This window comes from Paenibacillus sp. FSL R7-0297 (genome assembly GCF_038009025.1).
Taxonomy (GTDB): domain Bacteria; phylum Bacillota; class Bacilli; order Paenibacillales; family Paenibacillaceae; genus Paenibacillus_AQ.
Genome location: NZ_JBBPAQ010000001.1, coordinates 1,479,526 through 1,504,561, shown reverse-complemented (window position 1 = coordinate 1,504,561; position 25,036 = coordinate 1,479,526). Strand labels below are relative to the sequence as shown.

18 protein-coding genes are annotated in these 25,036 nt (G+C 51.4%); 8 read left to right on the top strand and 10 right to left on the bottom strand.

The window, feature by feature from the left end:
• Nucleotides 1–8: 8 nt before the first annotated feature.
• A complete protein-coding gene (locus MKZ24_RS06560; protein WP_340790078.1) occupies nt 9–2,318 on the bottom strand; it encodes an ATP-dependent DNA helicase in 2,310 nt (769 codons plus the stop codon).
• 252 nt (nt 2,319–2,570) lie between these two features.
• Between MKZ24_RS06560 and MKZ24_RS06555 the strand changes: the two genes are divergently transcribed.
• On the top strand, nt 2,571–4,463 hold the full coding sequence (locus MKZ24_RS06555; RefSeq protein WP_042240455.1) for an LTA synthase family protein: 1,893 nt from the start codon (nt 2,571–2,573) through the stop codon (nt 4,461–4,463).
• 100 nt (nt 4,464–4,563) lie between these two features.
• On the opposite strand, the gene MKZ24_RS06550 is transcribed toward MKZ24_RS06555, so the two are convergent.
• Nucleotides 4,564–4,995 (bottom strand): MarR family winged helix-turn-helix transcriptional regulator, encoded by a 432-nt coding sequence (locus MKZ24_RS06550; protein ID WP_042240457.1) that lies wholly within the window; start codon nt 4,993–4,995, stop codon nt 4,564–4,566.
• A 207-nt stretch (nt 4,996–5,202) separates the two neighbouring features.
• On the opposite strand from MKZ24_RS06550, the gene MKZ24_RS06545 reads away from it, so the two are divergent.
• Nucleotides 5,203–6,903: a methyl-accepting chemotaxis protein gene (locus MKZ24_RS06545; protein WP_042240459.1), complete on the top strand. Its 1,701-nt coding sequence runs from the start codon at nt 5,203–5,205 to the stop codon at nt 6,901–6,903.
• A gap of 143 nt (nt 6,904–7,046) precedes the next feature.
• Here the strand turns inward: MKZ24_RS06545 and MKZ24_RS06540 are convergent, their stop codons facing one another.
• From MKZ24_RS06540 to MKZ24_RS06510, 7 genes are all read right to left on the bottom strand, one after another.
• On the bottom strand, nt 7,047–9,056 hold the full coding sequence (locus MKZ24_RS06540; RefSeq protein ID WP_340781771.1) for a bifunctional diguanylate cyclase/phosphodiesterase: 2,010 nt from the start codon (nt 9,054–9,056) through the stop codon (nt 7,047–7,049).
• 226 nt (nt 9,057–9,282) lie between these two features.
• Nucleotides 9,283–10,947: a hypothetical protein gene (locus tag MKZ24_RS06535; protein ID WP_042240464.1), complete on the bottom strand. Its 1,665-nt coding sequence runs from the start codon at nt 10,945–10,947 to the stop codon at nt 9,283–9,285.
• Entirely contained in the window at nt 10,940–11,695 is a 756-nt protein-coding gene (locus tag MKZ24_RS06530; protein ID WP_231637931.1) for an ABC transporter ATP-binding protein, read from the bottom strand. Before MKZ24_RS06530 ends, MKZ24_RS06535 begins: the two co-directional genes overlap by 8 nt.
• 372 nt (nt 11,696–12,067) lie before the next feature.
• On the bottom strand, nt 12,068–13,066 hold the full coding sequence (locus MKZ24_RS06525) for a Gfo/Idh/MocA family protein (RefSeq protein ID WP_042240470.1): 999 nt from the start codon (nt 13,064–13,066) through the stop codon (nt 12,068–12,070).
• Between the two features lie 74 nt (nt 13,067–13,140).
• Nucleotides 13,141–14,100: a 1,4-dihydroxy-2-naphthoate polyprenyltransferase gene (locus MKZ24_RS06520; RefSeq protein ID WP_042240474.1), complete on the bottom strand. Its 960-nt coding sequence runs from the start codon at nt 14,098–14,100 to the stop codon at nt 13,141–13,143.
• A 33-nt stretch (nt 14,101–14,133) separates the two neighbouring features.
• On the bottom strand, nt 14,134–14,907 hold the full coding sequence (locus tag MKZ24_RS06515) for a DUF6081 family protein (protein ID WP_042140312.1): 774 nt from the start codon (nt 14,905–14,907) through the stop codon (nt 14,134–14,136).
• Between the two features lie 38 nt (nt 14,908–14,945).
• Nucleotides 14,946–15,866 (bottom strand): prenyltransferase, encoded by a 921-nt coding sequence (locus MKZ24_RS06510; RefSeq protein WP_231637741.1) that lies wholly within the window; start codon nt 15,864–15,866, stop codon nt 14,946–14,948.
• 172 nt (nt 15,867–16,038) lie between these two features.
• Here MKZ24_RS06510 and MKZ24_RS06505 point away from each other — a divergent pair, with 172 nt between their 5' ends.
• From MKZ24_RS06505 to MKZ24_RS06485, 5 genes are all read left to right on the top strand, one after another.
• A complete protein-coding gene (locus MKZ24_RS06505) occupies nt 16,039–18,405 on the top strand; it encodes a bifunctional diguanylate cyclase/phosphodiesterase (protein ID WP_340781770.1) in 2,367 nt (788 codons plus the stop codon).
• 120 nt (nt 18,406–18,525) lie between these two features.
• Complete coding sequence (locus MKZ24_RS06500) at nt 18,526–19,149, top strand: acetate uptake transporter (protein WP_340781769.1); 624 nt, start codon at nt 18,526–18,528, stop codon at nt 19,147–19,149.
• A 257-nt stretch (nt 19,150–19,406) separates the two neighbouring features.
• Nucleotides 19,407–21,551, top strand: a complete 2,145-nt coding sequence (locus MKZ24_RS06495) for a putative bifunctional diguanylate cyclase/phosphodiesterase (protein ID WP_340781768.1) — start codon at nt 19,407–19,409, stop codon at nt 21,549–21,551.
• 65 nt (nt 21,552–21,616) lie between these two features.
• Complete coding sequence (locus tag MKZ24_RS06490; RefSeq protein WP_340781767.1) at nt 21,617–21,940, top strand: hypothetical protein; 324 nt, start codon at nt 21,617–21,619, stop codon at nt 21,938–21,940.
• 162 nt (nt 21,941–22,102) lie between these two features.
• A complete protein-coding gene (locus MKZ24_RS06485; protein ID WP_340781765.1) occupies nt 22,103–22,987 on the top strand; it encodes an AraC family transcriptional regulator in 885 nt (294 codons plus the stop codon).
• Between the two features lie 115 nt (nt 22,988–23,102).
• Here the strand turns inward: MKZ24_RS06485 and MKZ24_RS06480 are convergent, their stop codons facing one another.
• The gene (locus tag MKZ24_RS06480) at nt 23,103–24,203 is read right to left on the bottom strand and encodes a GGDEF domain-containing protein (RefSeq protein WP_197073005.1); all 1,101 of its coding nucleotides are present in this window, start codon (nt 24,201–24,203) and stop codon (nt 23,103–23,105) included.
• A 240-nt stretch (nt 24,204–24,443) separates the two neighbouring features.
• Between MKZ24_RS06480 and MKZ24_RS06475 the strand changes: the two genes are divergently transcribed.
• Entirely contained in the window at nt 24,444–24,920 is a 477-nt protein-coding gene (locus MKZ24_RS06475) for a DsrE/DsrF/DrsH-like family protein (protein ID WP_042140320.1), read from the top strand.
• Nucleotides 24,921–25,036: the final 116 nt, after the last annotated feature.

The window sequence follows — 25,036 nt, the reverse complement described above, 5'->3', positions numbered from 1 at the left end:
ATACCCGCTTATGCCATGACAAAGTAGTCCCGCCACTCCTCGGGGAGCAGTTGCCGGTAAGAACTCTGGAGAAAACGGTCATCCGCCAGCACAATAATGCCGCTGTCGTTCTCGCTGCGGATCAGCCGGCCCCCTGCCTGCTGCACCTTGCACATGCCCGGGTAGACATAGGCGTAATCGAATCCGTTCTTCCCCTGCGCTTGAAAGTAGCTCCGCAGCAGATTGCGCTCCAGCCCTACCTGCGGCAGGCCGACCCCGACCACCATCACACCATTCAGCCGGTCACCCGGCAAATCCACCCCTTCGGAGAAAATCCCGCCCAGCACAGCAAAGCCGAGCAGGGTATCCGGATTGTCCGGGCGGAACGCCGCAAGGAAGTTCTCCCGCTCGGTCTCGCTCATCCCGCTGCCCTGCAGCAGGGTAGCGACTTCAGGGTATTTCTCAGTGAACACTTCATATACATTCTTCAAATAGAGATAAGAGGGGAAGAAGACCAGGTAATTCCCTTTCCTTGAGACCATCCCTTTCAGTGCATCGCTAAGCGGCTGTAAGGAGGCGTCCCGGTCATGGTAGCGGGTGGATACCGGAAGCACAGATACCTGCCACTGCTCTTTATGAAAAGGCGAGGACAGGCTCAGGCTATAGTCCTCCTCATCTGCGCCGATCATATCCCTGTAATAGGAGAGCGGCGAGAGCGTGGCAGAGAACAGGATTTGGCTGCGGAAGCTCCCACCCATCTGCTGCAGCAAATGCGACGGATCGAGATTGAACAGCTTCAGGTACACATCACCGCTGCGCACTTCCGCATAGGTCATGTAACGCTCATCATAGGTCTTGAACGTACGCAGCATCCCCTGCACCGCATAGTACGTATCCAGCAGGCTGCCGGCTTCCCCCTCCGCCGGCGGAGTGATCAGTGAGGAAGAATGCAGCAGCTCCAGTTCGGCTTCGGAAGCGAAAAGCTCGAGCAGCTCCGGCAGCTCTGCGTGATACTCCTTCCATTCTCCAGCCCCCTTGTCCCCGCAGCTTTTACGCAGCGCAATGAAGAAGGCATTTACGGCCTTCGCCGCGCTGCTTAGCCGCGGATTCACTGTTTTGTACTGCCGCTGAAGTGCCAGGAACGGCGCCTTGGTCAGCGAGGCGGAGTACATCTCCCGCCCCCGGTCTACCAGATTGTGCGCTTCATCCACAAGCAGCACAGTTTTTTTCTTCCGCTCCTCGGACAGCCGCTTCAGGCTGATCCGGGGATCATAGATATAATTATAATCGCAGATAACAATGTCGCAGGCGTAGGCGGCATCCAGAGAGAATTCGAACGGGCACACCTCATGCTTTCGGGCATACGCGGCAATGATCTCGCGCGTCATCAGCATTTCGTGCTCCAGCATATCGAGCATGGCGGCATTGATCCGGTCATAGTAGCCTTCGGCAAAAGGACAGGAATCCGCGCCGCAGCTTCCATCCTCACGGAAACACGCCTTCTCCTTGGCCGTAAGCGTAATCACATGCAGATGCAGCCCCCGGCTGTTCAGCATCATCACCGCCTCCTGTGCCGCAATCCGTGTAACTGTCTTGGCGGTCAGATAGAAGATGCCGGACACCTTGTCCTCTCCAAGGGCTTTGACCGCCGGGAAAAGGGTGGACATCGTTTTGCCGATGCCTGTGGGTGCCTGCGCGAAGAGATTGGCCCCCTCTGCAATCGAAGTGTAGACTGCAGCAGCGAAATGACGCTGGCCGGGCCGGTAACCCGAGAACGGAAACGACAAGCTATGGATGCTCTCTCCCCTCTTCGCCTTGTAGCGGACCATCATTTCAGCATATGGCGCATACTTGGCTACCGTCTCTTCAGCAAAGGCTGTCAGCTCTTCGCGGGTCATTTCCCTGTATAGGCTGTACTGCTCCTCACTTCCCCGCTGCACATAGGTTAACTTAACCTGTATTGCCTGGAGATCCAGATCCTGCGTGAGGATATAGGCATACATGAAAGCCTGTGCCCAGTGTACCTCCCGTCCTTCCAAGGCGGAATCCGGCGTTCCGGCGATGGATTTGATCTCCTCCACAGTCAGGCTGCCGTCCCCGGCTGCAAGCAGGCCGTCGCAACGCCCGTCGATGATGAACAGCAGATCCCCATGCGGAATCTCCGTTTTTAAATATACCTCTTTGCGGTCCGCTTCCTTATATTGCTTCTGAATCAGCTGATGGCTGCGCGTACCCTCCACCATAGCCGTACCGCTGCGGAATCCCGGCTCCAGACTGCCGCTGCTGAAGGCATATTCCACCAGTGCCCTCACGGACAACGCGATTTCTGCATAGCTCATCATGCAACACCTCCATTAATTCCCGGTTTATTCTTTTGACTCAGATGTCATTTTCGTCCGTTATCAAGGATTTAAGCCTGCCTGAGGGCGTTACCGGCCCTTGGATTCATTCAGGATTGATTTTACGCTTTCCCCAAAGGGTATACGGCGGTTTCTGATTTTTGACATTCCTTGCCTGGCGCTGCATAATAGGCTTTATTAATAATGGTATTCTTTTGTCCTCATGCTGCTGTTTCCTCCCAGCCGGGAAACATGTTTATTCTTAAGAAAGAAGGCGAAGCTGTGTCATCCGTAACGATCAAACGATGGTTGCTCAAGCCATTTGTGTTCTTCTCTATTATTTTCGTCCTTAAAAGCCTTTTAGCCTGGGGTGTCATTTTTGAAGACCTGCAGTTCTGGAAATCGGTACTGACTGAAATCCCTTTTGTCTGGGCACTTTTCTTCCTGATTGAGCGTTTTGCCTCCAAACGGAAACTCGGATATTACATGACGGTTAATCTGCTGGTTACCGCCATCTTTTTTGCCGCTATTATGTACTTCAAATATTACGGGGTTATTGTCACTTACCATGCGGCAGAGCAGGTGAACCAGGTCACTGCGGTGCGCAACAGTGTATTCTCACTCATGGACCCTTATTATCTGCTGATCTTCACCGACATTATCGTCCTTGGCTTCTACTTCTTCATTAACAAGAACGGACGCAATTACAAGAAGGATACCATCAACCGCCACAACGGAAGAATGCTGCATGTCGTCCTGTTCGCTGTTTCACTCGGACTCTGCCTGTTCAATATTCTTCCCAACAAAGCAAGCATGAACGAGATCAAGAAGGCCCAGGAAATGGGTATCCTTAATTATGAAGCATATACTATCTTTGCTCAAGATAAACCAGAGCTTGTAAATGCCAGCGAGATTACGCAGGACACCATTAATCAGCTTAAGGGAATTGATTCTTCAGCAGTATCCCCGTATGCCGGGGCTGCCAAGGGCAAGAATCTGATTATTATCCAACTGGAGTCCTTTCAGACTTTCCTGATGGGCCTTAAGATAGACGGACAGGAAATCACACCTAATCTGAACCGCCTGATGGAAGACAGCCTGTATTTCAACAACTTCTATCAGATGGTCGGCCAGGGCAATACTTCAGATGCAGAATTCGTAGTTAACTCATCCTTCTACATTCCTCCGCAGGGTGCAGCTACAATGTCTTATGTGGATAAGGAAGTGCCAAGTCTGCCGCGTCTGCTGCAGGCCAACGGATATCAGACAGCCACCTTCCATACGAATGATGTGGAATTCTGGAACCGCGGCGAGCTATACAGCTCACTGGGCTGGGAGCATTATTACGATCACAAGTTCTTCGGGGACGAGGACACCTTCTTCTTCGGGGCTTCCGATGAAATGCTCTACAGCAAAACTGCTGATAAGCTGAAGGAAATGAAAGACGGGGGACAGCCATTCTACGCACAGGTGATCTCCATGTCTGCGCATCATCCGTTCACTATCCCTGCAGAAAAGTACAAAATGAAGCTGCCTGAACGTTATGAAGGCACGTTCGTCGGAGACTATATCCGGTCGCAGAATTATGCTGATTATGCCTTCGGGCAATTCGTAGATGAACTGAAGGCGGACGGAATATGGGATAACAGCCTGATTATGGTCTACGGCGACCATATGGGACTGCCCATCTACTCGCTTGATCACGACGATAAGGAATTAATGAAGGAAATCTACGGTTATGATTATGCCTATGCGAATATGCTGAATATCCCGCTGCTCGTTCACGGCAAGGGATTGGCGGCGCAGACACTTGAGCAGGTGGGCGGAGAAGTGGATATTATGCCTACTGCTGCCAGCCTGCTGGGTGTATCGATGGATAACAATATTCATTTCGGCCAGGATTTGCTCAGCCAGTCTTACAATCTGCTGCCTCAGCGGTATTATCTGCCTACTGGCTCGTTTATCGCCAGCTCCGGCCTGCTGATTCCGGGCAACAGCTTTGAGGATAATACACAATATCCGCTTGCGAGCGGCGGTCATGCTCCGGCCGGCACCGAGGATGAATATACCCGTGCCTTACGGCTGCGCCAGTTGTCGGACAGCTATGTTACACAGCTGCCGGACAAAGAACCGGCTGAAGAATAGTTCTGAGTCTGTCATAGAACCTACAGAAATAAGCCAGCCTCCCGAAATTAGGGGGCTGGCTTATTGTATATACTCCATGGCTGCTATCACTGTTCAAGGATTATCGTTCCTGCTTCTCCAGCAGCAAATAATAGTGTGCGAAATTCTCGAGCTCTTCTGGCTCAAGTATGGATAAATGCTCTTCCAGCAGCAGCATCGACCGGTGTTGCGCTTCTTCCAGAACTCCTTGCCCCTTACCCGTTATCGTCACGATTACCGCCCGGCGGTCGTTCTCATCGGGAACGCGCGCAATCAGCTCCAGCAGTTCCAGACGGTCCAGCATTACCGTGACCGCACTGGATTTCACCTCCATTTTATCGGCCAGCTGAATAACCCGTGCCTGTTTCTCCTGAGCGATCATATGCAACAGTCCAAATTGCGGAACCGTTAACCCTAATTCCTTATGCAGGGACATCTGCGACATTATTTTGCGTTGCACCTTCCACATGGATATGCCCACGCGTTCGATCAACGGATTGATATCTTGCGTCATCCCTTCAGCTCCCAGTCCGTTTGTCTTATTCCAAGCGTACCATTATCTTGGCTACAGATTCAATGCTTTTCGTTTACACAAATCATCATTCTCCGACACAAAAATACTTTATTCTGGCTGATGCCTTGGCATCAGCGATGCGCTATAATCGTAGCAGTGATAAGAACTCACTTAATATACTTAGAGTCAGGGCTGGTGATCATTTTTATGAAATTGGCAACAAAATTAACGTGGATGATGCTGATTGTACTGCTTCTGGTCGGATCATCCATTGGCTTTTTCGGTTATAATGCTGCTTACAAGCAAATCGATGAAGCCGCAGGAATTGAACTGGTAGGCTGCGCCAATATAACTACCGGCCTCATTGATCCCGCCGATATAGCCGCTCTGGCTGCAGGCGATACTAGCAAGTTAAGTGCCATTGAGGACCGCATAGGCTGGATTAATGAACATAAACCTATTTTTAAAGAAGCGTTCATCCTCTCGCTCGACGGCAAAGTGCTGGCCGCTGATGCCCGGTTCAAAGAACGAGGTTATAAAGCCGGAGATCCCTTCTATTTCTCCGATGAAGATAAAGAAATGATTACCACCATGAAGCATTCCGCATACTCCAAAGTATATACATATCAAGGAACCTCGCTTAAAACCGGCTACGGCCCCATTTATCAGGACCATGACCCTACCAAACCAATCATTGCCTTGATGGCTATTAACTTTGACGGCCCGCTGATTCAGACGCGGACAATGGATATTATTACTCAGCCCTTCATTATCGGGAGCTCGATTCTCATTGTGGCCATATTTGCCGCATATCTGATGATTCGCCGGATGGTGAACCCGCTCACCAAACTGTCCGCTTCCGTAAACACCGTAGCCAAAGGTGATCTTAGCCGGGAACCTCTACTCCTCAAGAGCAGAGATGAGATCGGGAAGCTGTCGGGCGATTTCAATGAAATGACCCTGAATCTGCGTAATCTGATTACACAGGTTAATGATACCTCGATGCTGGTCGCCTCCTCCTCCCAGGAGCTCTCCGCCAGCGCGCAGGAGACCAACCGCGCCGGGGAACACAGCGTCAATGTTACCCTCGAATTGGCAGACGGTGCACATACGCAACTGCAGAATCTCGAAGGCAGCTACAAAGCCGTACAGGAAATGTCGCATTTCATTACCGAAATCGCCGACAATGCGGATAGCGCGATGAACAATGCCGCCGTTAATGCCCAGAAAGCCCGGACAGGCCGGGAGTCTATGGATTTGACCACATCCCAGATGGAGATTGTGAGCGTAAGCATCTCCGATCTTTCCGGCATTATTCAAACGCTTGGCAGCCATTCCAAGGAGATCGAGAATATTGTAGGTACGATTGCCAGTATTGCCGAAGAAACAAATCTGTTATCCCTGAATGCAGCCATTGAAGCGGCCCGTGCCGGGGAGGAAGGCCGGGGATTCGCCGTTGTGGCAGGCTCTGTCCGCAAGCTGGCTGAACGTTCGGCGAAGTCTGCCGGTCAGATCGGTGAACTGGTCAGTCTCATTGTGAATCAGATGGACAAAGCCGGAGAGACTATGAAACGTTCCACGGAAGAGATGCATCAAGGCAAAGAGATGATCATCGCTGCCGGACATTCCTTCTCAGAGATCGAGACCTCCGTCTCCGATATGTCTTCGCAGAGCCAGCAGATCTCGGCAACCGTCCGTGAGCTTGCGCTGATCTCCGACGGCCTTGTAACTGCTATCCAGAAGATTGTAGACGTCTCTAACCAGACTGCTGAAGGTGCAGAGACCTTATCGGCCACTTCCCAGGAACAGCTTGCCGCCATGGAGGAAGTAGAATCCTCCGCAGCGTTCCTCTCCTCCCTCGCCGAGAAGCTGCAGGTATTGGTCGAGAACTTCAAAATCGCCCCATGAAGCGGGACCTTGGCTTCCGAGATTATTCAGGTACTATCCGGGGACCCGGGCATATAAATTCTTCTCTTTCAAAAAAAGGCTGTCCCGAACGTGGAATTCTCCACGGCCGGGACAGCCTTTTATTTCGAATGAATCGGCATACATTATGCTGTATTCTCTATGAACCATTGGCCCAGTTCATTGACCGGCATCGGCCGGCCGTAGTAGAAGCCCTGCATCACTCTACAGCCCAGGGATTGCAGCAGTTCAATCTGCTCTGTAGTCTCTACGCCTTCGGCAACAACCTCCATATTAAGATTGCTGGCTATGGCAATGATATTACTGATAATTGCTTTCTTGGAGTGCATCTTGCTCTTACGGATGAATACCTGATCAATCTTCAGTGTATTGACCGGAATCTCATCCAGATTGCCCAGGGAAGAGAAGCCTGTTCCGAAATCATCCAGCGAGACTCTTACTCCGAGATTACGCAGCTTAGAGAGCTGGGCAACCGTTTCTTCCATGTTGTTCATCGCAATGGACTCTGTAATCTCAAGTTCAAGGAAATGCGGCTCCAGACCAGCACGCGACAGTGCTTCTTCCACCACATCGTACAGACTGCCGTTCTCAAACATCCGGGCTGACATGTTGATCGAAACCGCTACATTCGCCACCTTCGCCTTATGCCAGAGCATATTCTGTCCGCATACATCATGGAGCATCCAGTAGGTAATCGGCACAATCAGGCCCGTCTCCTCGGCAATTGGAATGAATTCAGCCGGAGAGATAATTCCATGCTCCGGATGTCTCCAGCGCAGCAGGGCTTCAAGACCTACGGTAACATTCATCAGTGAATCCCACTTCGGCTGGTAGACAACCATGAACTCCGATCGGGCCAGCGCCTTACGCAGATCCTTCTCCAGCGACATCCGCCGTACCTGATGACGGTTCATTTCCGGATCGAACACACTGAACTTGTTCTTGCCCGAGTCCTTGGAAGTATACAGGGCTGTATCTGCAGCCTTCATTAGCGCCGAACGGTCCGTTCCATGCGCGGGAGTCATGCTGATCCCTAAGCTGGCGGTTACATACAGTTCATTGCCTTCGATGCTATAAGACTTCTTAAGCTCCTGCAGAATATGCTGCGCTTCTTCCTCCGCTGCTCCAATCGTACAATCGGGCAGGGCAATCAGGAATTCATCGCCGCCGAGCCGGAAGACCTTGCCTTTCCCGCCCACACAGCAGGTCAGCCGTTCGGATACTTCCCGCAGCAGCAGGTCGCCGATATCATGTCCGAGCGTATCATTAATGGATTTGAAGCGGTCCAAGTCAACGAAGAACACGGCTCCCGAGATCTCTCCGAAGAAATCATCCTTGAAATAACGCTCCAGTCCGTGCCGGTTCGGCAGTTCAGTAAGCGGATCATGGTAAGCCATACGCTCCAGGACATGCCTGTCCAGAAAAACAGCTCCGCCGGAGAGTGCCAGCATAAGCAGGGTAACCAGCGAAATACCGGTCAGCAGAATGACATCTGCCTCCATGAGTGCAGGCTTCGTGCCCAGCCAGTTATCATACTGCAGATGGCTGGTTGACAGACTGGTATAATGCATTCCGGTAACCGCAAGGGCGATGATCAACGCTGAATACAGCTTCCAGCAGCTAAATCCTCTATAATCCTTGAATTTGCGAAACATAAATACTCCGATGTAGGAGGCCAGCAGAGCAATCAGAACAGACAAGGCCTGTTCCTTAATTTCGTAATGAACCTTTACCTCCATTTCCATGGAGGACATTCCGATATAATGCATGATTGAGATACCGCCGCCCAGTATTACACCCCCAATAAGAAACCGCCACAATCTCTTGCGGGAAGCCGTCGCTATCTGGAGTGCCGCATAACAGGACAACATACTGACGAGCAGGGACAGAACAGCTGTACCTGGATGGTAGCTGACCTTGAAAGGGAGATGGCTGGCCATAATGCCTACAAAATGCATGGCCCAGATTCCGCTTCCCAGCACGCAGGCACCAGAGAGCAGCCAAAGGCGCCTGACTCGGCCAGTAGAATGGGAAACCTGCGAAATCAGATTAAGCGCAGAGTATGCCGCAGTTGCAGCAAGCGCAAAAGATAGTAAAACAATCCAAATATTATAGTGGATTCCCATTTGATCCATAGTTGACCTCTTCACCGGTTTTATTATCATCGTCGTTTTCAGTGTTAATCTCAAGTTAAAAATCAATATACGAATAGTAGATAAATGGAAGAGTGCATAAAGATTATAGGCGATCCCTGAAATATAACTTTAGCTGTATTTTACCTTTTATTTGGCAGACTGTCTAAGTAAATACTGGAACTTAGACCCTTTTTTTAGTGTCGGCAAAAAATGTCCATATTTGGCTTCAGCCCCCCGCCCGAAGGGTTGGAAGCCGGCCGCTGCGCGAATCCTCCGGCAGGAAGGCCCGGTGCCATATCCAGGCGTTTGCAGCTGCCAGAATTACCAGATAGATGTATATTCCCGCAGGAATTAAAGTGAATACATAATGTATCCCGGCCAGTCCTGCCAGAACGAACAGCTGCACAAAAGCACTGCCGGTGAATTCCTTCCGCCGCGCTGCTTCATACTTCTCCGAGAACGGCAGCGCCCTGGGGAACAGAAGAAAGCAGAGCACCGAATACAGCAGCAACGCAAGCAGTACGGCTGCCATATCAGCAATAATCCTGGACCCGAACAAGCCGATGAACACAGCTGCCTCCAGAGTAAACAAAGGCACCAGCAGCTTAAGCACCACTGCCTTCAGCATCCCGCGGTACACCATAGCGGTTCCCGGCAGGGGGATTACTTTATAGATCCATGCGCCTTTATAGCTGGTGGAGTAGCGGAGCATTTGTACCGCCGTCATCATCAGGAGAGCACTGTAATAGATAAACAGGAACGATCTGGAGCCTCTGATGGCTGCCAGATCCCCGCTCCACACCTGATTGAAGATAAAGATAAAAGGCAGCACGAGGGACAAGCCTACAGTTGGATATACCCTAAGCTTGAATTCGCGCTCGTGCTTCATCATCGACCAGGTGAAGCGGAAGAACATCGCCTCTACCTTGTTCCGGCATGTTATCTCTGATAGCCTGCGGGATATCCGCCCGTTGCCCTGCCCTGAAGCGCCTTGTTCAGCCAGCTTCTGGAGACTGCGTTCAAACAGCGGCATCAGCCGGATATAGGCTGCAAACAACACGATAGGAGCTGCGAGAGCGAGTACGGCCAGGATAGTTAGATGCCTGCCCTCCGCTCCCCCAACCAGCAGCTCAAACGGAGCCCCGAACCAGACGGGAGGCAGCGCGAAGTGCCACCACGCAGGAGTGAAGCTGAGGCCGAACTCTGTGATATTAAACAGGCGAGATACGAGCTGAGCACCGACAGTTACACCAACGGACAGAATAATCTGCACATAATTGATGATGTCCTTAAGCTTTTCACCGTCAAAAAACCTTAAAATCAGCAGATAAACCAGTGCGGTAAACACCAGAATGAAGCCGTCCATCAGAATGATCTCCGCAGCATACAGGAAGAAGAACAGTGCCCCGTGCCGGAATAACGAGAACAGAAGCGAGGGGCCGGTGAAGGTCAGGGTTAACGTGAGCAGATAGATCAGAATATGGATGCTTTTGGCCATGTTTAGCGTCCGGCGGTCCACCGGCTTGGAGAAGAGGATGTTTTTGTCCCGCAAATCCAGCATGACTGTCGAGAAATCAGATATCAGCGTCGTTGTGATCATGAACATCACTATGCTGAACATCAGGCTCATGGTCAGAATATAATTGTCTGCAGGTACAACCAGCGCGATCAGCATCAGCCCGAGCAGCAGATACAGCCACTGTACCCGGAACGGAGAGCCTTCCATATTCAGCTTGGGTTCCTGCGATCCGGAGAATATCGTTGGTGTCCGCCGGCCGTCCATCGTAAGCTTAACCTGAAGAATGCGGCGCAGTACGGCATAATCGACTCCGAGGACCTTAAATATCCACTGCATCCGGTCCAGCAGCTTCAGTACAAAGAAATCACGCATGCGGCGCACCCTCTCCAATCACAGCAACGAACTCACTGGCGATATCCCTGTACTTGTCAAATCCGGTCAGCTGATTGAAAATCTCCTCAAGCGAGCCCTCCCGGCTCTGCTCCCGCAGCTGCGCGAAGGTTCCGTCCGCAACGATATCTCCCCCGTCCAGCAGAATAATCCGGCTGCTGATCTTCTCCACCACGTCCATAATATGCGACGAATAAAAGATTGTTTTGCCCCTTGCCGCAAGTGTTGCAAAAATCTCCTTCACCACCATTACACTGTTGGCATCCAGACCGCTGAGCGGCTCATCCAGGAACAGAATATCCGGGTCATGCAGCATGCTGGCAATCAGCAGCACCTTCTGCTTCATCCCTTTGGAGTAGGAGGCAATCCGCATGTCGTAGGCCTTATCCAGGTTCAGCAGGCCCATCAGTCTCTCCGCCTTGAGCTCAGCATCCGCCTTCTTCATGCCATACAGCTCTCCGATAAAAGTAAGATATTCCCGGGCAGACAGGCTGTCATATAGCTCCGCCACCTCCGGCACATAGCCGATTCTTCTTTTGTAGGCCGTGTCCCCGTCTGAGATATCTCTGCCAAAAATGCGCACCGTCCCGCTATAGCCCTCCACGAGCCCCAGCATGATTTTGACCGTGGTACTTTTGCCGGCGCCATTGGGGCCGATGTATCCGATAATCTGTCCCCGGTATACCTCCAGGTCAATTCCCCGCAGCACCATTCTGTCACTGTAATTCATCCATAGACCTTCAATTGAAATGACCGGTTCTTCTGTATAACCCACTACCCTCTCTCCCTTCGGCATGCACATCCATCATCTTCAAATTATGTTTTAGCTGTTGTCCCTATTTTAGCAAATTTTAACACCTACTACCTATGAGTTATCGCAACACACATGACTGCATAGGCAGAAATGTTGTACGAATTGCAGCTTTGATTGGGTGTTACCGTGGTGTTCCGGAGGATTGTTGTATAAAATACATGAATTGGCCTGCTTATGTAATTATATAAATACGCAAAAAAGGGATACTGCTTCCTGCGGCGGTATCCCTTTTTCTTGAGGAAAAATGATTATTCCTGATTGCAAATGGCAAGCGCTGATTCCTGCCGGCTACACCAAGCTGATTCTTTCCCGTTTCCGGGCAGATTCCAGGCAGCTCTCAATCAGCTTCATATTAAGCACCGGGTCCTCTTCGGCGATCCAGGGCTTGCCGCTGAAGACCGCTGTGGCGAAATGATCCGCCTGCTGCACGTACGGATTGGCTCCGAAGGCTTCCACCAGCCGAGGCTCTCCGCTGCTGCCATACACGAAGAACTGTGCATCGTCGAACCTGGCGTTGAACGGCATCGGGATTTCGATCCGGCCTTCTGTGCCAAGCACCTCCAGCAGCTGGCGGTTATACGCCCACATGCCGCAATCGAAGATCAGGCTCCGCCCGCCGGGGAACTCAACCAGGCCGGAGGCCATCATGTCTACATTATCATGCTCCGGTGAGAAGAGCGCCTGCACAGTTACGGCCTCCGGCTCTGCACCGAACAGCAGCCGCGCCGCTGTGAGCGGATAGCAGCCGACATCATACAGCGATCCTCCTCCCCAGGCAGACTTGAAGCGGATATTGGAAGTATCCGTTACACCGTTATAGGTAAACGTGCCGCGGATGGAACGCAGTTCCCCGATCTCACCGCCCGCTATGATCTCCTGCAGCTCAGTGATCCGCGGATGATGGCGGTACATATAAGCCTCCGCCAAGTGAACTCCCGCCTTCCGGCAAGCCTCCACCATCCCGGTTGCCTCACGGCTGTCCAGGGCAATCGGCTTCTCGCACAGGACATGCTTGCCTGCCTCTGCCGCGCGGATCACCCATTCATAGTGCAGATGATTCGGTAGCGGAATATAGACCGCATCGACATCCGGATCGGCCAGCAGTTCTTCATAGCTGCCATAAGCCTTCCCAATACCGAACTCGGCCGCAGCAGCGCTGCTCTTCTCAAGCCCCCGGCTGGCGATCGCCGTAATCACTCCGGTCTCTGACTCCTGGATGGCCGGCATTACTGATCCTGTGGCGATCTGCGCGCAGCCCATAATTCCCCAACGAAGCTTCTGTGTCATAGTTATACACCTTCCTTATATAAGTTCTTCCGCGTATCCCCTATAAACACAATATCATAGAATCGGGTATACCTCTAAGCAGGCCATATGGAGACCCATATAACAGCTATACCCAGCACTATGATTCTTGCCGCGCTCATGAGCATGAAATTCTTGACGGACAGAATGAAGGTCGTACCTTTATGCTGCTCCTGCTGGAACCGCGCGATATTGCGGCGCAGCGGAATCAGTGTCAGCAGGAGCAGAAGCACCAGTACCGGATGCACACCAAGCAGGACCAGCACGATCAGATCAATAAAAGAAACATAGTAGAGCAGCTCGAACAGCAACAGCGCATTTTTGCGTCCGATATACACAGGCAGCGTATATCTGCGGTTATCCATATCATCCTCAATATCGCAGATGTTGTTAGCCAGCATGATGCCGGCAATTCCGAGGATGGCCGGTACCGAGAACCAGAACAGATACAGTACCTCAAGGAAATTAATGTGCAGACTGATCCAGTTCCCCTGAAGCAGGAGGGTTACCACAGCCTGATCCGAGTGAATGTATGCCGAGATGAAGATAATGACGAAACCCATGAACAGGCCGGAGAACAATTCCCCCAGCGGCATCCGCGAGATTGGAATCGGCCCGAAGGAATACAGGATGCCGATTAGGAAGGACAATCCGCCGAGCAGAAATACAATCAGTCCCGTCTGGGAGACCAGAGCGATCCCGCCGCCCGCCGCAAGTACAAGGAGGGTGACGATCGTCGCCACCACCGTGCTTTCCTTCAGCTTGTAATGGACGATGGGATTATGGGTTTCATACCCGTAGCCGTGGGTTTTTGCCGCTTTTTTGAAATCATAGTAGTTATTGATCGCCGTTGTTGCCATATCGAAGCTGAGGAGCGATACAAACATCATCGCGAAGCGCAGGATATAGAAGTCCTCGAACCGGTATAAGGCATAGAGTGTTCCCAGCAGCAGCGGCAGCATACTGGCTACCTTCGTTGGCAGCTCGACAAACTTGAAGAAAATTTTTATATTCACGGCCAATCATCCTTATCTGTTAGATGCGCACTGTTACTTTGCAGAGGTTGTAACGGTCACCGGTGACCATTCTGCAATTACCGTCTGCCCGTGTGCGGATACGCTGCCCTCCGGCGTCAGATCCTTCTCGGTCATAATGCCCAAAGCGATAGTGAAGCTGTTGAATTTAACCGGCACATTCTGCTCGCGGCGCACCTCTTGACCGTTCACAAAGAATACAGCCTCGTTTTTACCCCGGTGGTAAGTGATTTTGTAAGTATTGAATTCACGCGCCTTGAAGCCGGTATCCTCTGTGAAAATGCAGAAGTATTTGGTTCCTCCGGTCTCGGGTACTGTTACACCCGGAAACGGCAGAATTCCATACACACTGGCATATTTATCGTTGCCGGCGAAGAAATCAAGCGCGGCACCTGTCGTGAAATCAAGTAAATTCAGCGAAACATAGCCGTCATACAGATCGCCCGGCGCTGTCCCCTGCGTACGGGCACGGATCTGCAGCTCGAAGCTGATTTCCCCCTCTTCAGGCACTTCTACCGGCTGGGCCGAATAATACATATGCTTGGCGTTATCAAGAATCTGCACATGGTCGTTCTGGCGGCTCAGCTGAGCCCGCACATACAGATATCCATTACGTACAATCACTACAGCTTCCGGTTCACGGTAAGCCCAGAACGAGCCGTCAGGCAGCGTGAAGCCGCCGGTTCTCCAGACCTTACCCTCAGTCAGAATGGTATGAAAATCTCCGATTACAGTTTGTTTAACCTCAGCCGGTTGCACTTCTTCACTAATTGGTTTGTTCTTGTCCATGGGTTCTCCCGCTTTCTGTAATGTAGTAAATTCCCGGTTCAGACCAGTCCCTGAATGAGCAGTGCCACCGCCATGATTAACCCGCAGCGCACAGAGGCCCGCTGTGAGGCGCCCATGAGCGGCAGATAAGCGGCAGATGCATTCTGCGGCTGCAGGTTGCGGTAGACATGCACCGGTGTAATGGCCGTCAGCAAGGCGAGCAGCGCATACACCGGCAGTACATCAAGCAGTACACAAACAATAAGGGATGCATATGAGGTATAGAGCAGCACATGAGAGAAAATCAATGCTCTGCGTTCGCCCCATACTACAACAAGCGTACGCTTGCCGGCCTGCTGGTCGGCTCTCCAGTGCAGGAAGTGGTGGTTGAACAGCAGCAGCGTTGTCAGAAGCCCGATCGGCAGAGACAGCAGGACAGGCTTCAGGCTGAATTCCCCGGTCTGAACGAAATAGGCGCCCAGAACAGGCATCAATCCGAACGCAAGGAAGATCGCAAGCTCACTGTAGCCCTTGCCGCGGTAGCCGAAGCGCAGCGGCGGCGCGACGTAGAAATAAGCGATCAGTGCACCGCCGGCGACAAACCATAGTATCTCCCAGCCGCTGTACAAGCTAAGCAGTAATCCGCAGGCGACTGCAACGGCCAGCAGACCCCAGGTCAGAAGCGCAAATAGCGACTCCCGCATCATTCCTCCGGACAAGAAACCGGAATTCGTAGAAATGGCCTCAGGTGTATTATGCGCCTCCGTGTCGGTTCCGTTGCGGAAGTCCCATAAATCATTCACCATGTTGGAGAATAAGTGTGCCGCAGCCGCTCCGACAAAGGTTATAACAAACAAAAACGGATGGAATACTCCCTGCCATACATATGCCCCGACTGTTCCCAGGACAACCGGTATGAGCATAACGGGAATAACTCCAAACCGTGAGGCTTTCTTAAAAATTGTCCATTTTTCCATCATGCCAAGGATTATCTCCTTTAATTATTATTTGATAATAATTATCATTAAATTATTATACATCAAATTTCGACACTTTGGGGAGATTTACGCTGCAAAATATTCCCTAATCGTGGTACACTATTATAGATGGTACTTATTTCCTATTAAGTCTAAAATATTAAAGGGGAACACCATGAAACTCCGCAAAAAAATAATGATCTTCATTGGCTTTGTAGCCGTACTCGGAATAGGCACTACCTACCTGCTTCTTCACATGATTCTGCTTAACCGTTTCGAGAAGCTGGACGAGGCGCAGTTGCAGCGCAACTTGAACAAAGCTGTGGCTTCCTATAATGAAGAACTGCAGGACATGAAGACCGGACTACTAAATTACTCCGTGGGGGAAGAAACCTACAGGTTCATGGAATCCGTAAGAAATAACGGCCCGGCCTTATCCGGCAGTATTGCCCCCACCCCCAGCAGCTTAGACCAGACCACCTATGAAATCAACCGTTTCGATATGATCGCCCTGCTGGATTTGAACGGCAGTCCAATATACGGCGGCTCCTACGATCTGGCATTAGGAAGTGTTACCCCCTTGACACAGGAACAGCTCACTCTTTTCAAGCTGATCCACAGCCGTCTGCCTGCTTTCACCGGAACCGAAGAGAGCAGGAGCGGCGTTGTTATTCTGGATAAGGGTCCTATGCTGATTACGCTCACGCCCATTGCCGGCAGCAGCAGTGACAAGGCAGTGATTGGAACGGCCGTTGCCGGAAGAATGCTACACCCGGAAGAGAATACGCATATCTGGAAGGACACCCTCTCAACTATTCATGTGTCCCGCGCCACCTCTGCGATGCTTGCGGAGAGCGGAGGCCAGCCGACCTGGACCCGCCTGGTCTCGGACGATATGATGTCGATTCATACGGCGGTGAATGATTTGTTCGGTGATCCGGGCCTGATCATCTCGCTGAAGGAGCCCCGGCAGCTCTACAATAGCGGACTGAAGTCCATAGGCACCTTCTGCAGGCTCTATTTCATCTCCATGCTGCTGCTGCTTGCCGCAAGCATGCTATTCGTCAACCGGTTTATTCTGAACCGGATGTCATCGCTGATAAGAAATATCCGCGCTATCGGCAGCAGCAAGGATCTGTCTATCCGGATTCCCAGCACCGGGCGGGATGAATTCGGCGAAGTGGAGGTTGAATTCAACCGGATGATCGATTCACTTGAACAGGTGCAGGACGAGCTGCGGCAGCAATCCCTGCTGGACCCGTTGACCCAGTTGCCTAACCGCTCACTCTTTTTTGCCAAGCTGAATGAAGCCATCGCCGCGGCCAAAGCAATCAACCGGCAGATTGCCCTGGTATTTATTGATCTGGATCATTTCAAGACGGTGAACGACACTCTGGGCCATGATTTCGGGGATGCCATCCTGAAGGAGACGGCCTTCCGGATCTCACAGGTTGTCGGCAAACACGATGTGGTCTCCCGGCTTGGCGGGGACGAATTCACCATACTGCTCTCCGATATCGCCGATGCCGGGAGCATTCATACGCAGCTGTCGCAGATTCAGGCGGCCCTCTCCATGCCGCACCATATTAAGGGACATCTTCTATATAATACGGCCAGTATCGGTATCAGCATTTATCCGCAGAACGGTGAAGATGCCGATTATCTGGTCAAACAGGCTGATCTGGCCATGTTCCATGTCAAGGAGACAGGCCGCAATAACATCTTTCTGTATTCAGAGGGTCTTGAGGCAGGGATCCGGCGCAAGAAGGTCCTGGCCCAGCAGTTGCTCTCAGCCGCAGTGGCGAACGAGTTCGAGGTGCATTATCAGCCTATCCTGGGTGCAGGCACTTTACAGGTATCGAAGGTTGAGGCGCTGCTGCGCTGGACCAGTCCGAGCTACGGAAGTATTTCACCGGCCGAGTTCATCCCGCTGGCGGAGAGCAGCGGATCGATTGTCGGCATTGGCGGCTGGGTCCTGCGGCAGGTCTGCTCCGATATGCGTGAATTCCGCAGCCGGGGGCTGGAAGTTACCGCTGCGGTCAATATCTCTGCCCTGCAGCTGATGCAGCCCGGCCTTCTTGAACTGCTGCTCGATCTGCTCCATGAATATGAACTGCCTGCTTCAAGTCTGGAGCTGGAGATCACAGAGAGCGTGCTGGTCTCCGGGGACAGCATCTTCCGGTCGCTGCAGCAGCTTCGAGCCCACGGCTTCCGGATCTCGCTTGATGATTTCGGCACAGGCTTCTCTTCCTTAAGCTATCTGCGCCGCTTCCCTGTCGATGTAATTAAGATTGACCGTTCCTTCGTGTCCGAGATGTCTCCGGCCCCGCCGGGTGATGTGCTCGTCAAGGCGATTATTGAGCTAAGCCATAACCTCGGGCTGCAGGTCGTCTCCGAAGGCATAGAGCATAAGGAGCAGTTCGACATGCTACGCGCGCTGGGCAGTGATGAGCTGCAGGGATACTACATCAGCAGGCCTCTCCAGGTCACGGCACTTTATTCTTTTTTAGCGCAGAAAATTTACTTTCCGGAGTCAAAATAAGCAGTAATTTTATAGGCAAGCTACCGGGTATATGATATGATAGGCAAGCTGATAACAGCACCCGCTCAGGGTGCTGTTATCCTATGCGAACAATTATGTAAATTGGAGGCTTTAATTGTTATGTCAGCGCAACCGCAAACAACTCAATCCGTCAAAATCGTCACCGCCGACCCCAGCGCCATCGGCTTATTCGGATTGGCTATCGTCACCTTGGTCGCTTCTTCACAAAAGCTCGAAATCACAACAGGTCTAAGCTACGCTATTCCATGGGCTATCTTCCTCGGAGCCTTCGCCCAGCTGTTCGCATCCATTCAGGATGCCAAGCACAACAACACCTTTGGCATGACCGCTTTTGGTGCCTATGCATTCTTCTGGTTCGGCATGGGCGCAAGCTGGCTGATCAAGCTCGGGGTATTCGGTACGGTGCTGGCAGAAGGCGTTGATCCCAAGCAGCTCGGATTTGTTTTTGTAGGATATCTTGTGTTCACCCTATTCATGACGCTCGGCGCCGTTGAAGCGAACCGCGTTCTGCTGGTCATCTTCATTCTCATTGACTTCCTGTTCCTCGGCCTCGCTATGGATGCCTTCGGAGTCGCTGCGGAATTCTTCCACAAGCTGGCTGCCGTTGCGGAAATGGCCATCGGAATTGTATCGCTCTATGGCTGCGGCGCATCTGTGCTCAATGCTCATTTCGGACGTACTTTCCTGCCGGTCGGCGCACCACTGGGCATCTTCAAGAAATAATTACAGGTTCAAGCTCAAGCAGCTTGGGCTCCAATCTTAAGAGCAACGGATAAATACTTGCTGCCTTCGGGGCAGAAGGTGTTTATCCGTTTTGAATTTACACGGCTGTTTGTTAGGTTTTTCCTTGCGCAAAGACGATAAAAATGACATGCTATAGAGACACCTACGACATATCTCGACATTTTTCTGCGGTGCAAGAACCGCTTTTATGAATAGCAAATCTACTGCTTTAATCTTTCGGGTATCGGAGGCAATCTATGGCTTTCATTAATAAAAAGCCTTTAACAATTATTGTCGGCTTTCTAGTCGTCTTGCAGCTCTCGCTGTTCTATTATTATTCCTTGTCCGTAAACCGGGAATACAGGGCGGAGAAGGCCGATCTGTCCTCACAGGCAGTCATGCTGACCTCAAATATTGAGGAGAGAGTGGCAATTGTCAAAGGCGTAAGTTCCTTTATTCAAACGGTCGGCTTCAATGCTGATCCCGCACTCATTAATAACTATCTGGTAACGGCACACAACAACTACTCAAGCAATGTCACGAACATTATGATCGCTCCTGACGGTCTTATCCGCTACCTCTACCCTCTTGAAGGCAACACAGCGATTCTGGGCAAAAGCCTGCTGCTGGATGCCTCTCTGGCCTCCCCCGGCATGATCCAAGAAACGATACGCTCCCGCGGCATTACGGTAGACGGGCCCCGTACACTAGCCCAAGGCGGCTATGGCATGGTAATCCGGCAAGCTATTTACAAAGACAACTCTTTCGAGGGCATCGTCTCGGTTACTGTGAAGATCGATAACATTGTGAATCAGCTTGCGCTCAAGGACAGTAATATATATGTTACAGCCGAGGACCACACGTTCCTCTTCGGCAATGAATCCCAAGCCAATGACCTGCAGCTTACTGTTCCTGTTCAGGCCTATAATCAGCATTGGCTGATGGGGATTTCCCTGCCCACCTACAAGAAATGGCAAGTGTTCCGCAGCGTACTGTGGATCGATATTGCCTTCCTGCTTGTGATTGCCTTCATTCTCTATATCTTCTGGCATCAGAGCCGGTTCAACCGTGAGCTGGAGCGGGTAGTCAGCATCCGGACCCGTGATTTGCGTATTTCCAAGCGTCTGTATGAAAAGCTGGCGCATTACGACAGTCTGACAGAGATACCGAACCGGCGGTTTTTCATGGATGAATTCGAGCGGCTGCTGCAATGTTCTGACCCGACTCAGACTTATAGCTTATTCTTTTTCGACTTGAACCGGTTTAAGGAGATCAATGATACGCTTGGGCACTCTACAGGAGATCAGGTGATTAAGACACTGGCCGGCCGGTTGAAATCCGGTGATCTGCCCTTCAAGCTGTTCGCGCGTACCGGCGGAGATGAATTCGTCATGATCTTCCCTGACCTGCCGCATGAGCAAATCCCTGTAGTTGCCGAACAGATTAGCTTAATAATCTCGCAGACGCTGCTGATCTCCGGAGCACATCTCAGCTTGTCCACCAGCATCGGCATCTCCCTGTACCCTGAGCATTCGAAGAATAAAGATGATCTGCTCAAATTCGCGGATATGTCCATGTACCAGGCCAAGATACAGGAAGACGCCAACTTCTTCATCTTCGACTGGGAGCTGCGTGAGAAGCTGGAGCAGAAGACGATGATCGCTAAGTATTTGCATTCTGCACTGGAGCGTGAGGAATTCGTGCTGTATTATCAGCCGCAGATCAATGCAGTCACAGGTAAAATGATCGGTATGGAGGCGCTAATCCGCTGGAACCATCCCGAGAAGGGTCTGATCGGACCGGGCACCTTCATCGCCGCCGTGGAAGAAGCCGGACTGATGATCCAGCTGACCGACTGGGTGCTGCGCGAGGTATGCCGCCAGCTCTGCGAATGGAGAAAACTGGGGATTCCGTTGCTGCGGACATCCATTAATATCTCCAACAGCTGGTTCTACAACCGCAATCTGATCGAGAATCTGCTCTCCGTGCTTGACCAGTACGGACTGGATACCAATGTGCTGGAATTCGAGATTACAGAGAGCACCGCATTGCTGGAAGAACACTATCCGCTGCTGCAGCAGATGCGCGATCACGGAATCATCGTTTCCATTGACGATTTCGGCACGAAATATTCCTCACTGAATTACCTGAAGCATTTTCCCGTGAACAAAATCAAAATTGACCGTACCTTCATCACCGGCATCGGTGTCAGTTCCATTGACGAGACCATCATCAAATCCATCGTCTTTGTCGCCTCGCAGCTTGGCTATGACCTGATTGCCGAAGGGGTAGAGACACCGGAGCAGCTCGCCTTCCTGGTGAAGCATGATTGCCCGCATATTCAGGGATTCCTGTTCTTCCCTCCGCTGCCTGCCGACGAAATCCGCAAGCTGGCTTCATAAACGGGGGATCGTTATAATAAAGGTAAGACTGAAGTTAACCCGAAAGACGAAAGGATTATGAGAACATGAATGGATTGACTACCGGCGAAATTGCCGGAACTGTTATATTTGCGCTGATCCTGGCTATACTTGCCTACCGCATTATCCGCGGCATGCCGAAGATGGCCGGAGAACTTACAGCTTTCCGCAAACGCACACTCGTCTGGACCCAGGTCGCATTGGTACTTACGGTCCTCCAGTTGAACTTCAAAGCAGGAGACTGGCGTTTCGGAATTATTCTTGGACTGATCGTGCTCTTTACCGGAAGCATCTGGCTGTCCGCCCGCCGTTATGATAACGCCCGTCAGGCTGAGTCCGCAGCAGAGCAGCAGGACAACACCAGAGAATAACATACTAATCTTTCAAGTGGAAACGGCCTTGCCGTCCTTTTGAAGGACGGTATCCGTTTCAGTGAGAAATAGAAGGATAATTAATAGCGTGTAACATATAAATTCTTATATTTGAATTTGAAGCTCCCGCGTGGGGGCTTTTTTTAAAAAGGAGGAGGAGCTGTGAGCAATACAAACGAACTGGGCATCTACGGCTTCCGCTTCAGTGAGCCGGACCGGCTGCCGCTGCTGAATCTCTTTGCAGCCGGGCATTCGGTTGAGCTGAACCCGGAGTATCACTGGAACGGCCTGGAGCGCAGCGATGGTCCGCTGCTGCTCTTCCAGTACACCGTTTCGGGAAACGGGATCTATGAGCTTGACGGGGAGAGCTTCAGCATCGGCCCCGGACAGGCCTTCATGGCTGAGATTCCCGGCAGCCACCGGTATTATCATCCCGGCGGCACGGAGCCGTGGGAGTTCTATTTCCTGCTCTTCCGGCCGGAGCCGCTGCTGCCGCTCTGGAATGATATCAAATCCAGAATCGGGGCAACCCCGGCCCTGGATTCCGGAAGCCCGCCGGTCCGCATGCTGCGCGATATCGTCCGTGAAGCCCACGCCGGACGGATTACCGATCCCTACTCGGCTTCCTCGCTGCTTCATCAATTCATGATGGAGCTCGGCAGGCATACCTCCGGCGGTCCGCGCGACGCGGCCGGCTGGCCGCCCGCCATCCGGGAATGCGTCCGGTTCATCGAAGCGAATTACTGCTCTATGATCGGCCAGGAGCAGCTCGCCGGGAAGCTGGGCCTCTCGAAATTCCATCTGCTGCGGACCTTCAGCAAGGCAGTGGGTGTTACCCCCAATGACTATTTGAACCGGGTCCGCACTCAGCATGCCGTGGAGCTGCTGAGAACAACAGACTGCAGCATCGAAGCCATTGCGGGTCAGGTCGGCTATTCCTCTGGCAGTTACTTCATTAAGGTATTCCATAAGCTTACCGGCCAGACACCAGGTGCCTTCCGCTCAGGGAACAGCAGCCTGAATTACAGCCGTCTGTTCTTCAGCTGAGTGTTGCTGATACACGCATAACAAGCCCAAGAAGCATCTGCTGCGGATGCTTCTTGGGCTCTTTTCCCCATTTATAAATACTTCCGGCAGCTCCCCCCGCTGTTGCCAGGCGATCCTACACATCACTCTTGAGTCTAGCCTTATGCTCATACATTGCCCGGTCAGCATAAGTGAATACTGTATGAATATCCTCCCGGCCCCTTGTATGAAAAACGGAGTAGCCGTACGCAAGCACAAGAGGAAATCTCCGGTTCCGGTTGATATCCTTTGCTGCGTGATCCATTTGATATAAAGCTTTGTCCACGGCCTCCACCGGCATGTCCTTGCACAGCACACAAAACTCATCACCGCCGATTCTGAAGGGTCTGCCGATTCCTTTGAAGCTCTGTTTAATCACGTTAGCACAATCCACAATGGCTTCATCTCCAGCAGTATGTCCAAAGCAGTCATTGATTGTCTTTAAGTGATTTAGATCAATCACTACGACCACCACTTGCTCGCTGGCCTTCCCGCTATGCTCCATATCCTTTTCAAAAGCAGAACGGTTCTTAATCAGCGTAGGTGCATCATAAGTAAACTGCAGCTCACGCAGATAGATATAGTACATCAACAGGGATATCGCGACACTCGCCCAGATAATGATGAAACCGGTATAAATAATCTGAATCACCATGCATAAGACGGGTACGAGCAAAATGAGCAGCAAAACCTTGTTATTCTCCCATTCGTATTCTGCATTGGTTCTCAGAATAGCTGCGATGAGGCCAATGATGTAATACATACTTACGATTGCCGGCAACAGAAAGAGGTCTCCTCGCGTATAATGGCCTGCAGCATCTACATAATAAACCCAACCCGTCCAGCAGCTCAGTACACAGACTACAGCATTGATAAGGAGCGGTATCCGCAACAGCAGAGCTTTAAGGGTGCTACTCTTGCCGATGCTATTCAAACACAGCAAAAAAAAGGGTACAAGGGGACTTAGTGAAAAGCCCAGGCTGTTGATCATCCGGTAGAGGATTACATAGCTTGCACTCCTGTTATTCTCCAGATAGACCGTTGCAGTCTCAAGCAGCAGCAAACAAATCGTCGTAACCGCCGCACACAAATAAAGGTTATTCTTCTGACGGTTAACGACGATGTTTTTTGTGGCAAAACTGATAGTCAAGCATAAGGAAAATATACCAAGGGTATTCCCAACAATAGTATCGGTCATATCTTTGCCCCCACCTGCCCGTCCGTATCCATATTCACTGAATTCCGTCTCCTGTTGCAGCTTTCCTTGATTATATCTCCATCTCCGGCAGTTTCCCATCATTTCCTTTCATTCTGGAATTGAACTATACACGTCACTGCTTTAAATTACATTAATTACCACTTTACGTTCAACAGGCATACTTTACCTCCGTACAACCATACTAATGACATTCTATGAATACTAATGGAGGGTTAACGTATGGGTAAAAAATTAAATCTGCTGATGTTCAGCGGAGAATATGACAAAGCCATGGCGGGACTGATTCTGGCGAATGCCGCTAGGGATATTGAGGTAGAGGTTACGATGTTCTTCTCATTCTGGGGGCTGTTCCTCATCCGGGACCCGGAGACAATGACGCTGGAGGACAAGAGTATCTACGAGAAGCTGATGGATGTTATTACGCCCAAAGGGCCGGAGCAGCTGCCGCTCTCGCGGATGAACTTCAGCGGCCTAGGCAAGCTGATGCTGGAGGAGATGATTGAGGATCAAGGGGCACCGAAGCTGATTCACTTCCTTAAGGGGGCGCGCAAAAAGAACATCAAGTTCTATGCCTGCAAGCTCTCGGTGGAAATTATGGGCTTCAAGCCCGAGGAGCTTCTGCCTGAGGTGGAGATTATCGATGCTGCCGCGTACCTGAAGGACGCGCTGGAAAGTGATATCCAGCTTTTCATCTAAGCAGCATTAGGTCCAGCATGGGCTTTAACCTAATTCCGGGCACGGGCATATACTGAGGGCAAGCGGAAACGGATTTGCCGTCGTTATATTAGGGCGGTACCGCCATCCCTCCAAGG

Bases quoted from the DNA above. Each gene is read 5' to 3' on its own strand.
- MKZ24_RS06560 (WP_340790078.1), bottom strand. From the start codon at position 2,318: ATGAGCTATGCAGAAATCGCGTTGTCCGTGAGGGCACTGGTGGAATAT.
- MKZ24_RS06555 (WP_042240455.1), top strand. From the start codon at position 2,571: ATGTTTATTCTTAAGAAAGAAGGCGAAGCTGTGTCATCCGTAACGATC.
- MKZ24_RS06550 (WP_042240457.1), bottom strand. From the start codon at position 4,995: ATGACGCAAGATATCAATCCGTTGATCGAACGCGTGGGCATATCCATG.
- MKZ24_RS06545 (WP_042240459.1), top strand. From the start codon at position 5,203: ATGAAATTGGCAACAAAATTAACGTGGATGATGCTGATTGTACTGCTT.
- MKZ24_RS06540 (WP_340781771.1), bottom strand. From the start codon at position 9,056: ATGGATCAAATGGGAATCCACTATAATATTTGGATTGTTTTACTATCT.
- MKZ24_RS06535 (WP_042240464.1), bottom strand. From the start codon at position 10,947: ATGCGTGATTTCTTTGTACTGAAGCTGCTGGACCGGATGCAGTGGATA.
- MKZ24_RS06530 (WP_231637931.1), bottom strand. From the start codon at position 11,695: ATGAATTACAGTGACAGAATGGTGCTGCGGGGAATTGACCTGGAGGTA.
- MKZ24_RS06525 (WP_042240470.1), bottom strand. From the start codon at position 13,066: ATGACACAGAAGCTTCGTTGGGGAATTATGGGCTGCGCGCAGATCGCC.
- MKZ24_RS06515 (WP_042140312.1), bottom strand. From the start codon at position 14,907: ATGGACAAGAACAAACCAATTAGTGAAGAAGTGCAACCGGCTGAGGTT.
- MKZ24_RS06510 (WP_231637741.1), bottom strand. From the start codon at position 15,866: ATGATGGAAAAATGGACAATTTTTAAGAAAGCCTCACGGTTTGGAGTT.
- MKZ24_RS06505 (WP_340781770.1), top strand. From the start codon at position 16,039: ATGAAACTCCGCAAAAAAATAATGATCTTCATTGGCTTTGTAGCCGTA.
- MKZ24_RS06500 (WP_340781769.1), top strand. From the start codon at position 18,526: ATGTCAGCGCAACCGCAAACAACTCAATCCGTCAAAATCGTCACCGCC.
- MKZ24_RS06495 (WP_340781768.1), top strand. From the start codon at position 19,407: ATGGCTTTCATTAATAAAAAGCCTTTAACAATTATTGTCGGCTTTCTA.
- MKZ24_RS06490 (WP_340781767.1), top strand. From the start codon at position 21,617: ATGAATGGATTGACTACCGGCGAAATTGCCGGAACTGTTATATTTGCG.
- MKZ24_RS06480 (WP_197073005.1), bottom strand. From the start codon at position 24,203: ATGACCGATACTATTGTTGGGAATACCCTTGGTATATTTTCCTTATGC.
- MKZ24_RS06475 (WP_042140320.1), top strand. From the start codon at position 24,444: ATGGGTAAAAAATTAAATCTGCTGATGTTCAGCGGAGAATATGACAAA.